Here is a 14,564-nt window from a genome sequence, read left to right on the forward strand (position 1 = left end):
CAGCCGTCTCCAGAGGGGAGAGAACCGATGAGCCTCAAAGACCAGGTAGTTCTGGTAACCGGATCGAGCGGGGGAATCGGCGATGCTGCTGTCAGCGCGTACAAAGCTGCCGGCGCCGTCGTCATTGGCGCTGATCGTTCCCCCAAAGAGGACCAGGCTCTGGAGGCCTTCTATCCGCTCGACATCACCTCCGAGCAACAATGCGCAACGGTTGTCCAGGACACTAAAACCAGATTCGGCCGCATCGATGTCCTCGTCCATGCAGCAGGAGTGCTCGGCACCACCCCCGACATCATGGAGACAACCACAGAGGAATTCGACTCCATCCTGAGGATCAATGCCTCTGCAACGTTCTCGATGGTACGGGAGACAGCAAAGTCAATGCTTGAGTCCGGCACGACCGGGGCAATCGTGGTCTTATCCTCCGTCGCGGCCAAAGAAGCACGCCTCAACTACCTGCCTTACAACGCGAGCAAACTCGCCGTCCTGCACATCATGTGGTCATTCGCGGAACTGCTGGGTCCTCAAGGCATCTCCGTCAACGCCATCGCACCGGGTCCTGTTAACACCCCTATGTGGGCACAGTTCGCCAAAGATTCGGGCCCGGATGCGGTTGCCAACCGGGCAAAGCGGGCAGCCCAACTGCCGATGCGCCGGTTTGCCGAACCCGACGAAGTGGCCCGCGCCATCCTTTTCCTGACCGATCCCGACAACCGCTACATCACCGGAGTTTCTCTGGATGTGGCCGGCGGAGCGCACCTGGGAATGGGAACCTAAAACCCCTGTACCGTGCCTCGCAGTCGTAGGGGCCCCGTGCCACACCTTTTGCAGAGTGGCAGCACAACATGCCCGTACGCCAGGCAAACCAGCACCGACCCCTCAACGATGTGTGTGACCAAGCGCGGCGAAATTCGCGTCCAAAACTAGGAGGAGAAGCCTATGTCCGTTCTTTTAATCCGGTTCAAGCCTTTGGGAATGTTGGGGTGGGAGAAATGACAACTGCAATCCGTCATCACCACACTGCCCTGCACGTCACGGACTTGGAGCGCAGCGCACGGTTCTACGTGGAAGGGCTTGGGCTTACACGCGTGAAAGCGTGGACGTCGGGCCCGTACGTCGGCGAACTTTACGGCCGTCCCAACGTCAGGGTCCACGCGCTGATGCTTTCAACGGGTGACGGGACCTTCAACTTGGAGCTGGTCCAGGTTGAAGATCCGCCACCGGCCGTAAACCCGTCAGAGGCGCAGCCGGGGACTGCCCATCTTGCCTTCACCGATATTGACCTGCGCCGGGTTTACGCCAGAATGACAGCGCTCGGGTACAGGGCTTTGTCCGAACCGGTCGCACCCACGTCTGGCCCGGTTTCAGGAGGCCTGCTGATCTACCTGCTCGATCCAGACGGTAACCGTGTGGAGCTAATCCAGTCGCCAGACTGGCAGCCACGCGACAACTAAGCTGACCGCATCCTGGAAAAGACGACCCATCACGCCGGCGGAGAGGGTTGGAGGCAGCAACAGGGTCCGAAAGCCCGGGATTACGTTGATCCCGGGCTTTCGCGGCCTGTCAGGGTTTAGAAATTGCAGATCCGGTGAGCTGGTCCAACAGACAAGCCACATGACCGCGGGGAAGCGGTCATGTGGCTTGCCTGTTTAGGTTAGGCGTAGGGGAACTCGTGCTTCGGTTATCCCTTGACACCACCGGACGTCATCCCGGCAACGAACCAGCGCTGGAACGCCAAGAAGATTGAGAGAACGGGGATGAAGGCAACGACGATGAATGCAGCGAAGAGTCCCCAGAAGCTACCAAAACCGGTGGTTATGTAACGCACGATGCCGTTCTGGACGGTTTTCATGTCTTCTGTAGTGGCCAGTACGGTGCCTACGAGGAAGTCGTTCCAAACGAATACGAAGATGAAGATTGCTACTGCGGCGATACCGGGGCGGATGAGCGGCAGAATGATGCGCCACAGGATCTGCAGCCGTGAGCAGCCGTCAATTGCGGCCGCTTCCTCAATCTCCACGGGAATGTTTTCGATGAAGTTGCGCAGAAACAGGATGGTCTGTCCACAGATGATGGCCGTGTAGACAACGATCAGCAGCGGGTAGGTGTTGATCAGGGCGGTTCTGACGAACATGGAGTACAGGGCGATGAAGACCACGATCGCGGGAACCATCGAAAGCACCAGGATCCCGGTCATCAGGGTTTCCATGCGCCGGCTCCGGTACCTGGTGGCAACATATGCCGCAGGAATGGAAATCGCCAACGCGAGAATGATAGAGCCCACGGCGTAGATCAGGGAGTTAATAAAGAACCGGCTGTTCGTTGAGGTCAGCAGGCCGACATAGCCCTCGAATGAGAGCGGGTCCGGAATCCACCGCGGCGGGAACTCGATGGTATCCGAGGCGGTTTTCAGCGACGTGGAGACAATCCATGCGACAGGCGGCAGAACGACCGCGGCCGAGAGGATGACGTAGGCCCAGGCCGGAACCGCCCGAAGGACCGCGCCGAGCCGGCCGCCTTGGCGACGCGAGGTTGTGGTGCTCACAGGCTTTCCTTCCGTCGGAAACGAATCGCGACAAGAGTGAGGACAATGTTTACGGCAAAAAGGAGGATGGCCGTCGCTGATGCCCCGGAAAGATCGAACTTGTCGAACATCTGGTTGTAGACCCGCATTGACAGCGTCTCGGTCGATCCGATGGGACCGCCCCGTGTGGTCACCAGGATGATGGTGACCATCTGCACATAGAGCATGAGTAGAACGACCACTACGGAGACGATCGTGTTGCGTAGGTAAGGCAAGGTGACGTTGAGAAATGCGTGCCGAATGCCCCCGCCGTCCACTTTGAGGCTTTCGTACAGTTCCACTGGAATGGTTTGAAGGGCCCCGAGAAAGAGAAGCATGGCCTGCGGGTAGGACCACCACGCCGTCATCAGAGTAACGGCAACGAGCGCGCTGTTCGGGGAAGAGAAGACATCAGTAGGACCGAACCCCAGGGATTGGGTGATAGCTGAGGCCGGCCCGTAGTTGGGGTTGAGAAACCAAAGCCAGATTGTTCCTGCTGTGGCCTGGGACAAAAGCCACGGCAATAGAAAGAGGCTGCGGATGGAGCGCTTGAACCGATGCAGGTTGTTCAGCACCATCGCAGACAAGAGTCCCGCGGGCAATGCGATGACCAGCGCCCCGATCGAAAATACCAGCGTTGTCCAGATGCGGGCCGGCAGCTCGGAGTCCCCAAACAGCTCCACGAAAGAGTTTAGACCAGAGAATTTTCCAATCTGGTAATACGAAGTCTCATGGAGCGCTGTCCAGGCCGTGTAGATGAGCGGTCCAACGAAGACAAAGAGAAACACGGCAGTGACGGGGACGACGTACAGCCAGACCATGCGGTCTTTACGAGCCCGGCGGAAAGCCTGGGTGCCGGAGGGTGGAGTGGCCGCCTGAGATGAAGTGCGGGTGCGACTGTTTGTTGACATTATCTCTCCCTTCCGGAGGGAACCTGATGTTCAGGCTCCCTCCGGACGTTGGGGGCTATTTCTTGTTGGCCGCGTCCTGGGCGGAACGGATAAACTCGCTCCCCGACAGATTGTTGAGGGTTAGTCTCTGCCCGGCCTGGGAGAGACCGGTGGCCAGCGAGGTCCAGTTATCGGAATAGGTGCGGGGTTCGCTGTTGCTCTTCACGTACTCGGCGATGTCATTCACCGTTTTCGCTTCGGGCGTGGAGAAGAACGGCTGCTCATACGTGGCCGAACGCGTGGGGACCTCACCGCCGGTGGCCATCTTCGCGCCGGCTTCAGGACCGGTCATGTACTCGATGAACTTCCAGGCCGCTTCAGTATTTTTGCTTCCCGAGCCTATTCCCAGAGTCCATCCAATGGTGGTGCCGGTGGTGTCTCCAGTAGTTGCCTTTGGCAGGGAGGTCCACTTGACGTCCGGGTTTTGGGAGGCGAACGAGACGATTCGTTCGGTGCCCATGACCGACATTGCGACAGTGCCGCTGGCCATGCCGTCGGCTACGGTGCCGTACGTGTCGGAAACGACGTTGCTACCCAGTGCCTTTGCGTCCCGGAGCTTGGAAAGGAGGTTGCCGAACTCCTCGGCCTTTTCGGTGGCGAAATCTGCCTGTCTGTCTTGGGCCCATATTTCCTGATCAACCTGGGTCATGAAGCAGTTGAAGAAAGTGCTGATGATGGCCGAGTTGTCAGTGTCCGAGAACCCGGTTCCGAACCCGGTAAATCCAGCTGCCGCAGCTTTCTGCGCCACGTCAACGACTTGCTCGTAGGTGGTTGGAGTTGCCGCACCGATCTGAGAAAGAATTTTCTGGTTGTAGTACAGCGCACAGGTGCGGTATTCATAGGGCACCGCCACCTGCTTGCCGTCAGGACCGGCGAGAGTGTCGGTGGGGCGAAGCCAGTCAGTGACACTGGATGCAGCATCCGGCAGCGGTGAGTAGACGCCGGCAGCGGCCATTTGGGGGACGACCGGGGTGAACATTTTGAACACGTCCGGTGCCTGACCTGCCGCTGCTGACTGCGGCAGCCTGTTCAACATGTCGCCCAGCGAAACCACCGAGAGATTGATCTTGATGTCGGGGTTTGCCGCCTCGAAGTTGGCGATGTTTTCCTTCAACGCCTTTGATCGCGGATTGTCCTGGCTGGGATCGAGGAAGTCCCAGTAACTGAGCGTCACCGGCCCGCCGGGTTCCGAAGTGGAGGGGGAGCAGCCGCTGAGGGCAAGGCTGGCTACGACGGCTGAGACGAGTGCCAGGCCCCATCGCTTTTTGATCATGAGTTTCTCCTGTGGACTGGATTGTTAACGCGGGAGCATGCCGTATCCAAAACGACGCCTGCTAAACGCGGGGCCACCGAAAGTCCGGGAATGAGCGACTTGATCATCGAGTCTCTCCTTTGAGATCGGTTGCATTCACTTAAGACGTGAGATCGGTTGCTGAGATCGGTTGCAACAAACATAGGGCCACCTTAAGGCTCTGTCAAGGATTCCTTTTGCTTGGATCCTTTAGGGTCCCTATGTGTGCTCCGATGCGGTGGGGACTCCACATCAGTTTCTTAATTCCTTAGTGCATGGCTGTAGTATCCGATGACCTTTTTGGCGCTGGTTCGAGGTCCGACGCACCAATACTTGAATCCGTTGCATCAGGTCCTCCAGGCTCTTGACTAGGAGGACATGCAACCGCACAGGTTTGCCTCGAGGGAAGCCTTTGCGCCCCGGGGCCGTTCGACGGCGAACTCCCGAAGTCCTGGCCAGCGGGAGGACGTCGGAGGACTGCCCGAATGCGAGGAGACGCTGGAAGTCCTGGCCGACCCGACTCATCCAGGCCGCGACGAACGTGGGATACGGGAGAAAACGCAAAGGAACGATGCCAGGACCAGCCCTTTTGAGCAGCGCCGCCCCTCAAACACCGATAACCGGCCTGTCGTCAAACTGCTTTTGGGGGCAGCGACAAAGGACCGCGCCGGCGGGGCAGGTCTCTCAACCCGGGCGTCGAACCTCATCCTGTCTGGTTGAGTTCCAAAGGCCTTCCGGAAGGAAGTCATAGGCCTCAGGGGCCCCATGCGTCAGGTTGGGGTGTGCCTCAACTGAACTGCAACTACCAACCCGTGCGGGAGGTGCTCCGGACCTGGCAACTCCAGTTACGCACTCGGCCGTGGCCAAAAGCTCATAGCGCACTAGATGTAATTCCCACTGAGGCTGTGAACGCGGCTGATGGGGGTCTTGCCTCCGATGCCGGTATGGGTTCTGTGGTGATTATAGTGGTGGAGCCAGCCCTCGTAGGTGGCGGCGCGCTCGGCCTCTGAGGTGTATGGCCTGGCATAGGCCCATTCAGTGGTGAGGGTGCGGTTGAAGCGTTCTACCTTGCCGTTGGTTTGTGGCCGGTAGGGGCGGGTCCGCCGGTGCTTGAGGTGGGGGCCCAAGGCGACCGCGAAGGCTCTGGATCGGTAGCAGGAGCCGTTGTCGGTGAGCACCGCCTTGACGGCGATTCCGTGGGCGGCGAAGAACGTGGCAGCGCGGAGCCAGAAAGCGGCAGCGGTTTCCTTCTTCTCGTCGGCCAAAATCTCGGAATAGGCGAGTCTTGAGTGGTCATCGACGGCGTGGTGCAGGTAGGCGTACCCGGTCCCGGCGCGTCGGTTACGGCGTCCCTTGGCACGACCCAGGGCGCGGTGTCCGCCTCCGTCAGGGATGCGGCCGAGTTTCTTGATGTCGACGTGGACCAGGTCCCCGGGGTGCTCGTGTTCATAGCGCTGCGGCGCGGGCTTGCGAACCGGCAGTCCGGTGCCATGGTCCACGCAGGCCAGCCGCGGCATCCGGTACCTGGCCAGGACCTTGCCCACGGTTGAGCGCGCCAGGTGCAGGTGGGCGGATATCCGGTGCGGTCCCCATTGGCGGGTGAAGCGCAGCGCCACGATCCGCCGCTCCGTGCGCGCCGGGGTGCGGTTCGGACTCCGTCGCGGTCGGGACGATGCATCAACCATGCCGTCCTCGCCCACGACCCGGTACCGGTCGACCCATTTCTTGACCGTTGCCGGCGAGCATTGAAACCGCTCAGCTGCCCGGCGGAGCGTCCAGCCCTGCTCAATGACCAGGCGGGCAAGCTTTCCCCTGGCCTTGGGTGTGAGGTCGGCGTTGGCATGGGTAACGTAGGACACGAGGGCCTCCTGGCGTCGAAATGAGTGTGGTAACCCAAATCGATACCGGAGGCCCTCACTCTTTACATCACGCCACGCTGTTCACAACGTCCTTGGGAATTACAACTAGACGAGCATGGTAGAGGCTTCATTAATTGTTCGTAGTGGAGGCGCCACGACGTCGTCTGGCAAAGGAACAACGTAGGGGTTCTCAGCGGTTGCTAGTGCGTGTTCGGCTTTGGCTGCTGCCAGTAGTTCGGGATCGTTGAGAACGGAGATTGCTGTGCCGGCCATGGCTTTGGCAGCGTAAATCATGCCTTTGTGTGCGTAGGGCAGTTTGCCCTGTGCGACTGCTTGCCAACTGTGGAAGGGCGTACCTATTGCGTAGGTGGATGCCATGATTTGCACGGTCGGAACCGACCAGGAGACGTCGCCGACGTCAGTGGAGCCCGTCATTCGTGTGCGGGGCCGATCGAATTCCGTCGGGGGGATAGTGTCATGCAGGTACCGGGGGTCGTGGGCTGCCCAACCGGTGTTTAGCTTCGCGGTCTTTATCTCCCGCATTTCCAGGCTGTCAGCGAAGGCCGCGGCCGCTGCCTGGTCTCCGGCGTCGAACGGTATAGGTCCGAGGCCCAGCACGGTTCGGTATAAGGCTTGTTCGAGAGTGTCGTTGGGGAGAATTTCCGAACACGCACCGTCAAATTCCACCGTGAGTTCCGTCTCCGTCATGTGGGCGGCTCCCTGGGCAACTTTCAGAACCCGCTCATAGAGCTCGCGCATTTGGGCTGTGTCGTCTGCGCGAATGACGTAGAAACCGGTGGACTGCGATTGGACAACGTTCGGTGAGGCCCCGCCCGCGTCGGTGATGGCGTAGTGGATGCGTGCAGTATCTGGGATGTGTTCGCGGAGGAAGTTCACCCCGGTGTTAGCAAGTTCGAGGGCATCGAGCGCGCTCCGGCCCAGGTGCGGTGATACTCCTGCATGGGAAGAGACTCCCTTGAAGTGAAAATAGACCTGTGCGTAGGCGAGTGTCAGCACCTGGCGGAGGATTGTCACGTTGTTGGGGTGCCAGGTTATGGCGGTGTCCACTCCTTCGAATGCGCCGCCTTTGACCATATAGGTTTTGCCTGCCGCAGCCTCCTCTGCCGGGCATCCGTAGTATCGGATCCGCCCTGGAAGGTTATGCTCCTCGAGGTATCGGGCCGCGGCAATCGCAGCCAGCAGAGAACCGGCCCCCAGGAGGTGGTGACCACAGCCGTGACCGATTGCGGAGTCGCTAAGTCCATTAGGGCATCGTTCCGGGTTGCCGTGATCTTGGCTCATGTCGGCGAGTGCGTCGTACTCGCCGAGGAAAGCGATGACCGGTCCCGTGGTTCCTTTCTCAGCGGAGAAAGCTGTCGGGATGCCGGCAACATTGCGGGTGACAATGAACCCGTGTTGGTTCGCTAATGCGATGTGCGTGGCCATGGATCGGTGCTCTTCCCACCGGAGTTCGGGGGTGTCCCAGATGGCATCTGAGAGAGCGGTGAACTGAGGGGCAAGGTTGTCGACAATGTCGCACAAGAGTTTGGATTGGTTCATTGTTTCCTCCAAATTGTTAGTCATCAATGGTGGTTATTTCGGGCATAGGCCCTGGCAGGGCAGGGTCTCATGCAATGCTTCGGGCAAGGAGTTTGCGGCCGACGAACCTTCAGGTACGCAGTACGGGTTCGGGGATCGGCCTCGTTGTGTCTGAGGGTGAAAGCACAGCCTTAGAGACCCAACTCTGCTGATGTCACTGATGCCCCGCAGGAGTGGTCGGCTCAGGCTGATTCCCGCTATTGGGCAATGGTTATGCCTTCGATATCGAGGACGTTGAAAGGGCATTTTCAGCGGGGTCGTCGGATGTTGCGCTATCTGTTGGATTCGACGCCGGGTCTTGGGCCGGAGCGCTCTTCAGCTTGGTGGCGAGCAATGAAACCACAAAACATAGGGCGGCGCAGGTACCCCACACGATCCGGTACGAATCATGTGACGGGACGGCGGAGGCGACTCCACTTGCCGTGGTGGTGGTGACGACTGACGACATGACCAGCACGAATGCTGCGCCGGCTATGGCCCCGCCGACAGAACGGGACGTGTTGTACATTGCAGAAGCGATGCCCACTGAATCGGCGGGTGCACGCTGGACGATGACTGTTGGCAGGACGCCGATCAAAATGCCGGAGGCTACCCCTGATATGAACAGCCAGGCGCTGAAAGTGAGAACTGTGCCGGGCCACATGACCATGAGCACGTAGCCTAACCCGCTGACGAGGCCCCCGCCGATGGTTGTGCCCTTGGCTCCTATGCGTTTAGCGAGATGATCGCTGAAGGTTGCGCCAAGGAAAAGTGCGAAGGCGTAGCTTGCCAGCACCAGGCCTGCCGCAGAGGCGTTGAGCCCGTACCCGTATCCCAGGGCTGGGTCGGCCCGCAGAAACAAGGAACTCGGTGTGTTGGAGGCGAACATCTGCGCTCCGACAAGGAGAGCCATAATAACGGGCAGTCCGATTCCACGGGTCAGCACCTGCAGGTCGATGAGGGGGTGGGCAACCGCCCGTTCTACCAAGACCCAGCCCACCAAGAATGCGGTTCCCACACCGATTCCGCCCACAACAAGAGGGTTACCCCAGCCAAGCGTGTTGCCGTTTGAGACGCCGCCCAAAAGTGCCAGCATTCCGAGTCCCAGCAGCGCTGCGCCAGCCCAGTCAATCGAACCCTTCTTGAGAAGCGTCGTCTCTGGAACCAGGAGTGCAACGACAGGGACACACAAGGCCATGAAGATGCCAGGGACCAGCAGGGTTAGTGTGAGGCTATCCAGGGCATCCATGACCAAGCCGGAGATCAGCCCTCCGGCGACGCCGCCCAGAGTGAGGGCCCCCACGAGTCTGCCGATGCTCCTGCCGGTGTTCTCCGGGTCCTTATGCCGCACGATGGCGAATTCCAGTGGTAAGAACGCTCCCAGGGGTGCCTGCAGCGCCCTGCCCACGAGGAGCCACTCAAAGCTTGGTGCGAAGGCCACCAAAACCGACCCGGCGGCAACGGCCGCCGTGGCGAAGACGAGGAGCCTCTTGTGCCCGAACATGTCACCCAGTTTTGCCAGGACGGGGACGGCAACAACGGTTGCCAGCAAGTAGATGGCCATGATCCAGTTCAGTGACGCCGGAGAGGCGCCATGGGTTGTGGCGATGGCTGGAAGCAGCGGGGCCATCCAGCCCTGCAATAGACCGCTGCCAAATTCCAGGACAATCAGAAATCCGACTGCTGCCGACGCCCCGGACCTGACAGGTCGGGCGAGGCGTTCGGACGTGTTGGGGGTATTCGTCAAGCGCATGGCTGCTCCAAAAGGATGAGGAACGAGATTGATTGGGCCTTCAAGGCAATAAGTTCAATGCCATCAAGGGAACCTCGCGAAGGGTGGCGAGGTGCTGCCGGGTATGGGCCACGTCGTCGGTGGCCCATACCTCACGAATGCCGGAACCGTCGTAGTGCCGGGGGATGCTTAGTCGTTACTGCCCCGCAGTGGTGGTGCAACTACGCCGTCGGGGATGGGCGAGCTAAACGGCATCCGTTCGGTTACCTCGCGGAATTCCTCCTTGGCCCGGGACAACAGCGTTGCGTCCGTGAGGAGTTCCACGACGGTGCTCGCCATGACTTTGGCAGCGTGGGCCATCCCTTTGTGAGCTGCTGGTAGCTTTCCCTGGGCGACCCACTGCCAGGAATGTGCTTGAGTGGCCATGGCCATGCTCGCAGAAAAGATCTGCACGGTAGGAGTAACCCAGCTGACGTCACCAACATCAGTGGAGCCCGTCTCTTGGTGGCGCGGGACCGAAGGAGTCAGGGCCGGCACGGTGCCGTGGAGGGTAGCGTAGTCGTCGCGGGGTATGCCGTAACGCTGCCGCACCGCAGCAACTTCGGATTCGGGATACTGCGACAAGAATTGCTTCGCAATCGCCTCGTCGGCATCGTCGAAGGGCACAGGGCCTACGTGTTCGGTGATGCTGTGGATGGCTCGTTCCAGGACCTCATTTGGCAGAAGCTCCGCAGTTGCTCCCTGTATTTCGACCGTCAGCTCGGTTTCGGTCATCAGGGCGGCGCCGCGGGCTACTTTGAGGACCCGTTCGTAGAGCTCCCGCATTTCGCGGACCGTCTTGGCTCGAACCAAGTAATAGACGGACGCCTGGGACTGGACAACATTGGGGGATTCGCCACCGGCGTCCGTGATGGCGTAGTGGATACGCGAGGTGTCCAGCATGTGCTCACGAAGGAAATTGACGCCCACATTGAGGAGTTCGACTGCATCCAGGGCACTGCGGCCCATGTGTGGGGCGCCGCCGGCATGAGCGGCAACCCCACGGAAATGGAACACCGGGTTGATGTTGGCCAGGCTCAACCACTGGCGAGTTGACGTGTTGGGAACTGGATGCCAGGTCACAGCGGCGTCGACGTCCTCGAAGGCTCCGGCTTTGACAAGGTAGGCCTTGCCGGATCCGGCTTCCTCGGCCGGGCAACCGTAGTATCGCACTCGTCCCTGAAGACCGCGGGCCTGTAGATATTTGGCGACCGAGACTGCAGCAAGGAGAGAACCCGCTCCGAGGAGGTGATGGGCGCATCCGTGACCATTGCCGGTCGTGTTCTCGGGATCCGGGGTTGGCGAAGTAGAACCGGACGCTTGGCTCAACCCTGCAAGGGCGTCGTACTCACCAAGGACGGCGACGACGGGACCGTCATGTCCGAACTCGGCCGAGAAGGCCGTCGGAATGCCGCCGAGCTTCCGATTGACGCGGAAGCCGTGCTGCTCGGCGATGGCGATCTGTCGTTCGACGGCATCAAATTCTTCCCACCGCAGCTGGGGATGGTCCCAAATGGCATCACTCAGATCAGTGAAAACGGGCAAGTGCTCGCTGACGATCGTCGTAACCGCAGAGATCAGCTCGGCACGATCAGATTGCACTACTGCCGAATCCGTGGGCGACATTCCGGGGCTGAATTCTCCATCGGGTGACAGGTCTGTTTCGGTGACGGTCATGGACGTCCTTCCATATGGCAGAGTCGGCCCAGGCAGCGGGCCTATGGGGAACTTCGGTCACTCGAAGTGTTACTCGCCACTGTTTCCGGGTGGTTACTTTGCAGGAAAAGGTGCTGCAATTGGGTTGATGACGAAGAAATACGAGCCTGATGCGGTTGACTTGCGGTTGATCCATGCACTGCAAATTGATCCAAGAGCTTCATGGAGTGACCTTGCCCCAGTGGTAGGGGCGGATGCGGTGACCTTGGCTCGGCGGTGGCACCGCTTGTCGTCAGGCGGCCTTGCGTGGGTTAGCGCCTATCGTCCTGGCCAGAGCCGCTCCACCTTTGCCCTAATTGAGGTGGAATGTAGTCCCGGCAGTGCGGTAGCCACCTTCGAGGCTCTGGCACAGCTTCCGGACGTCATTTCAGTGGACTTCACTGCGGGTAGTCGTGACTTGATCGTCACGCTGGTCGCTAAGACCGAGCAGGACGTTACTACGTTCCTGCTTCATGGTTGGGGGGAGTTCCCGTCAATTCGCGCAGCTCGGACACACCTGGTCACGGACATAATCAAGGAAGGAGGCGCCTGGCGTCTGAGAGACCTGACTGCCGCTGAAGTGCAACGCATCCCATCAGTTCGCCCGCCGCGGGCCCGAGCCCCCAAACAGGTTCCCGACCACCTGAGGCGAGTCATTGAGTCCGAACTTGCCATTGACGGTCGGGCAAGCACGACAGACATAGCCGCCAAGGCTGGAACAACCAGCCAGCGGGTGTCAGATGCAATTGCAACGATGCGGAGCAAGCGGGAGCTTTCATTTCGGACCGACATCGCCAGACCGTACTCGGGGTGGCCCGTTCATGCCTGGTACTTCATGCAGGTCCCTGCCTCTTCGATCGAAAAGCTGCGCGACTCTTTGGCCAGGATTGAAGAGGTCCGTCTGGCTGTTCGCGCCGCCAGCAAATACAACCTGATCATGTCAGTTTGGCTCAGAAACCTCGACGACGTGCAGCGCCTTGAGGTGTTGCTGGAACACTCCATTCACGGCGCTCAAATCGGTGACCGATCCCTGGTGATTCAGACTGGCAAACACCTCGGGAGAATGCTCGACGACGACGGCCGGGCCACAGGAATGTTTACACCAATGGCCTAGCCCAAAAACGAAAAAACTCCCCGCAAGACCAGTTGGACCCCACCGTCCTCGTACACAAGCCAGTTAGCCCCAAACCCGGATCATCCGGTATCCACTCAGTTCCGTGTGCATGCCCTCAGCGGAGTCGAAGAGGACGGCCGGGAGGACAACTGAGGCGAGCATCGGACCGATGCTGAATCGGGTGGCGCAGTTCTTCCCGTCAACCGTCTGCGTGAAGCGCTCCTTCTAGCAGAGATCCGATACACAACCTCTCGTCGCGATCCATGTCGCCGGCAACACAAGTAGTTCTCCGCTTTCAACTGCATATGGGCGGGGTCCATTCGGGTTATCCACGGCTGTAAGCGGGAGCGTTGAGGTAGCTCCTGGGCAGCAACAGCAGTGGATAACGCGTGAGGACTGTCCCCGGATGTGGGCAGCGGCAGGATAATCAGTTCCGCCGCTCCCCGCGGGCAAGGCAAGAGACGTTTGTCAGGTGGGGGCGTGCTCCAGCGACAGGCATTCGTGACTTCGCCGCTGCTGGATCATATGAGGCCGCCGCAGGCAGTAGCCAGAGTAACGCTTACGGTGCGGTCGAGCCGCCGTCGGATTGTTGGAGGTTTGGTTGAGCTGTTGTCTGGCGAATCAGCAGGTGTGGCATTCGGATGACATGTGAAGGGGGCAAGGGTCCTTCGACCCGGTCAACTGCGCGGTCGACTGCCGCGGCGGCAAGGAGTGGAGCATCCTGGCTGATGGACGACAGTTGCACATAGCTAAGCCGGGCGAACTGGCTATCGTCATACCCCAGGACTGATACATCAAAGGGGACTCCTAAACCGGTGGCGCGGAGGCTCTCCATGACGCCCAAAGCGCACCTGTCGTTGAAGGCGATGACCGCCGTAGGCAGATCCTCCTGCAGGATGCGCCCGGCCCTCAAGCCGTCTTCTTCGTACGGTCCGCCCGGCACGACCACGGGCTCCAGGCCGTGGCGAAGCATCTCCTCGCGGAACGCCGACCGCCGCTGGTCCGATGAGACGGCCGTTCCGCCGTCGACGTGGACAATGCGTCGGTGGCCCAGACTGGTGAGGTGGTCCAAGGCGATTCGAATACCGGCATTATCATCACTGCTGACTGAATCAACTGAATCCCCGACGTCATCCCGAAGGAGGCTGACAACGGGTACGTGATGGGCGTATCTGGCGAGGTCGTTGTTGCTTAGCGCGGAGGAGATAAGGATGAGTGCTTCTGCACCCATGTCGAGAAGTGACTCTATGGCCAGGGCTTCGGGGCGGCCGACCGCGACTGCGCTCAGGGCTATCTCATAGCCCCTGGCTGCTGCTTTGGCATAGGCGGCGTCAACAATTTCGATGTGGAACGGCTGTGAACTGGAGAAGACGAGGCCCAGAAGCTTCGTCCGGGTACTTCGCAACAGCCTTGCCCGGGTATCCACCCTGTAACCGAGTTTCCGGGCTGCTTCGAGGACGTTTTCGCGCGTTTCCTCGGCGGCGCCGGGGGCGCCGCGCATCACGATGGAGACCAGTGCCCGTGATACGCCAGCTGCCTTGGCGACATCCATCAGGGTCGGGCGGCGCTGCTGTTCTGTCATATTCCTCCTTGACTAAAGCAGTCTATAGAACGATCTAGACATTTCGCATCCACTCCGAGGCCAGAAGCTCATGGGACAACAACTTGGCATGCCGGGCCGACGAAGTCCGTTCCCACCCCGAGAGGGCTGGGTACGGACTTGGGCCGCCACGAGTGAGCGAC

Annotated in this window: 11 protein-coding genes; 3 read left to right on the forward strand and 8 right to left on the reverse strand. The window is 60.0% G+C overall.

Features of this window, described 5'->3' with window-relative positions; genetic code table 11:
* Positions 1 to 27 precede the first annotated feature (27 nt).
* Entirely contained in the window at positions 28 to 777 is a 750-nt protein-coding gene (locus ACFVVC_RS04065; protein WP_387449503.1) for an SDR family NAD(P)-dependent oxidoreductase, read from the forward strand.
* Between the two features lie 215 nt (positions 778 to 992).
* On the forward strand, positions 993 to 1,454 hold the full coding sequence (locus tag ACFVVC_RS04070; protein ID WP_387449505.1) for a VOC family protein: 462 nt from the start codon (positions 993 to 995) through the stop codon (positions 1,452 to 1,454).
* 227 nt (positions 1,455 to 1,681) lie between these two features.
* Here the strand turns inward: ACFVVC_RS04070 and ACFVVC_RS04075 are convergent, their stop codons facing one another.
* From ACFVVC_RS04075 to ACFVVC_RS04105, 7 genes are all read right to left on the reverse strand, one after another.
* Complete coding sequence (locus ACFVVC_RS04075) at positions 1,682 to 2,545, reverse strand: carbohydrate ABC transporter permease (protein ID WP_387449507.1); 864 nt, start codon at positions 2,543 to 2,545, stop codon at positions 1,682 to 1,684.
* Complete coding sequence (locus ACFVVC_RS04080; protein WP_387449509.1) at positions 2,542 to 3,474, reverse strand: carbohydrate ABC transporter permease; 933 nt, start codon at positions 3,472 to 3,474, stop codon at positions 2,542 to 2,544. Before ACFVVC_RS04080 ends, ACFVVC_RS04075 begins: the two co-directional genes overlap by 4 nt.
* Positions 3,475 to 3,529: 55 nt before the next feature.
* Positions 3,530 to 4,786 (reverse strand): ABC transporter substrate-binding protein, encoded by a 1,257-nt coding sequence (locus tag ACFVVC_RS04085; protein ID WP_387449511.1) that lies wholly within the window; start codon positions 4,784 to 4,786, stop codon positions 3,530 to 3,532.
* A gap of 899 nt (positions 4,787 to 5,685) precedes the next feature.
* Positions 5,686 to 6,663, reverse strand: a complete 978-nt coding sequence (locus ACFVVC_RS04090) for an IS481 family transposase (protein ID WP_387449513.1) — start codon at positions 6,661 to 6,663, stop codon at positions 5,686 to 5,688.
* A 105-nt stretch (positions 6,664 to 6,768) separates the two neighbouring features.
* Positions 6,769 to 8,223 (reverse strand): amidohydrolase, encoded by a 1,455-nt coding sequence (locus tag ACFVVC_RS04095; RefSeq protein ID WP_387449515.1) that lies wholly within the window; start codon positions 8,221 to 8,223, stop codon positions 6,769 to 6,771.
* 250 nt (positions 8,224 to 8,473) lie between these two features.
* Positions 8,474 to 9,994, reverse strand: a complete 1,521-nt coding sequence (locus tag ACFVVC_RS04100) for an MFS transporter (RefSeq protein ID WP_387449517.1) — start codon at positions 9,992 to 9,994, stop codon at positions 8,474 to 8,476.
* 168 nt (positions 9,995 to 10,162) lie between these two features.
* The gene (locus ACFVVC_RS04105; protein ID WP_387449518.1) at positions 10,163 to 11,689 is read right to left on the reverse strand and encodes an amidohydrolase; all 1,527 of its coding nucleotides are present in this window, start codon (positions 11,687 to 11,689) and stop codon (positions 10,163 to 10,165) included.
* Between the two features lie 127 nt (positions 11,690 to 11,816).
* On the opposite strand from ACFVVC_RS04105, the gene ACFVVC_RS04110 reads away from it, so the two are divergent.
* Positions 11,817 to 12,821, forward strand: a complete 1,005-nt coding sequence (locus tag ACFVVC_RS04110) for an Lrp/AsnC family transcriptional regulator (protein ID WP_387449520.1) — start codon at positions 11,817 to 11,819, stop codon at positions 12,819 to 12,821.
* 559 nt (positions 12,822 to 13,380) lie between these two features.
* Here the strand turns inward: ACFVVC_RS04110 and ACFVVC_RS04115 are convergent.
* Entirely contained in the window at positions 13,381 to 14,403 is a 1,023-nt protein-coding gene (locus ACFVVC_RS04115) for a LacI family DNA-binding transcriptional regulator (RefSeq protein ID WP_387449522.1), read from the reverse strand.
* Positions 14,404 to 14,564: the final 161 nt, after the last annotated feature.

Origin of the sequence: Pseudarthrobacter sp. NPDC058196, assembly GCF_042882685.1 — a bacterium.
Taxonomy (GTDB): Bacteria; Actinomycetota; Actinomycetes; order Actinomycetales; family Micrococcaceae; genus Arthrobacter.

Coding starts and splice junctions, on each gene's coding strand:
- ACFVVC_RS04100 (WP_387449517.1), bottom strand. CDS start 9,994: ATGCGCTTGACGAATACCCCCAACACGTCCGAACGCCTCGCCCGACCT.
- ACFVVC_RS04085 (WP_387449511.1), bottom strand. CDS start 4,786: ATGATCAAAAAGCGATGGGGCCTGGCACTCGTCTCAGCCGTCGTAGCC.
- ACFVVC_RS04070 (WP_387449505.1), top strand. CDS start 993: ATGACAACTGCAATCCGTCATCACCACACTGCCCTGCACGTCACGGAC.
- ACFVVC_RS04110 (WP_387449520.1), top strand. CDS start 11,817: ATGACGAAGAAATACGAGCCTGATGCGGTTGACTTGCGGTTGATCCAT.
- ACFVVC_RS04105 (WP_387449518.1), bottom strand. CDS start 11,689: ATGACCGTCACCGAAACAGACCTGTCACCCGATGGAGAATTCAGCCCC.
- ACFVVC_RS04095 (WP_387449515.1), bottom strand. CDS start 8,223: ATGAACCAATCCAAACTCTTGTGCGACATTGTCGACAACCTTGCCCCT.
- ACFVVC_RS04115 (WP_387449522.1), bottom strand. CDS start 14,403: ATGACAGAACAGCAGCGCCGCCCGACCCTGATGGATGTCGCCAAGGCA.
- ACFVVC_RS04080 (WP_387449509.1), bottom strand. CDS start 3,474: ATGTCAACAAACAGTCGCACCCGCACTTCATCTCAGGCGGCCACTCCA.
- ACFVVC_RS04065 (WP_387449503.1), top strand. CDS start 28: ATGAGCCTCAAAGACCAGGTAGTTCTGGTAACCGGATCGAGCGGGGGA.